General features: G+C 62.0%; 1 protein-coding gene. It reads left to right on the forward strand.

What is annotated here, in order from left to right:
* Nucleotides 1–58 precede the first annotated feature (58 nt).
* On the forward strand, nt 59–622 hold the full coding sequence (locus ACFYOW_RS30500; RefSeq protein WP_387293540.1) for a DUF5753 domain-containing protein: 564 nt from the start codon (nt 59–61) through the stop codon (nt 620–622).
* Nucleotides 623–685 lie beyond the last annotated feature (63 nt).

Below are 685 nucleotides of genomic sequence, written 5' to 3' on the forward strand. Positions count from 1 at the left end.
AACCCTCCGCGCGGCCGACTCCGCCTACCTCGAATTTCGTCGCCAGTCCCGTTCCGGGATGAAGCGAGTCCTGGGCGCGCACACGCAGCAGCGGTATGAGCAGACCAGTGTCTTTCGCATCTATGAGCACAACGTGATTCCCGGCCTGTTCCAAACCCCGGAATACACAGCGGCGATGCTCGAGTTCTGGATTCGGTTCCTCGGTACCCCAAACGATGTGGAGGAAGCCGTCGCGGTCCGGATGCAGCGCCAGCGGGTCCTGCAGCGCGGCGGCAAAAGGTTCGTAGCGGTGCTCGAGGAGCAAGCGATCCGAACCTGGTTCGGCACCGCCGAGGTGCAAGCCGGGCAACTCGGCCGCCTACTCGAACTCATGTCGATGCCGAACATCTCGCTCGGCATCATCCCGCTGATGACCGAACGCGAAGCCGTAGGCAGCGTTGGTTTCTGGATCTTCGACGACGACCTCGTCGCATTGGAGACCCCGACCGCGAGCATCCAGGTGACCCAGCCCGCCGAGTGCAATATGTACGCCCGCATGTTCGAGGTTCTCAAGCGGGGCGCTGTCTACGGACGCGCCGCCCGCAGCCTCATCGTCGCTGCGTTAGACGAACTGGACCGGTAGCTATTCCAAATAACAGCGAAGCCGTTGCCACACAATGGCAACGACTTCGCCGCGTATTTCGAA

It is taken from the genome of Nocardia sp. NPDC006982, from assembly GCF_042869435.1.
GTDB lineage: Bacteria > Actinomycetota > Actinomycetes > Mycobacteriales > Mycobacteriaceae > Nocardia.

What these genes read in the sequence shown, in the direction of transcription:
- ACFYOW_RS30500 (WP_387293540.1), top strand. Translation starts at nt 59, where the DNA reads ATGAAGCGAGTCCTGGGCGCGCACACGCAGCAGCGGTATGAGCAGACC.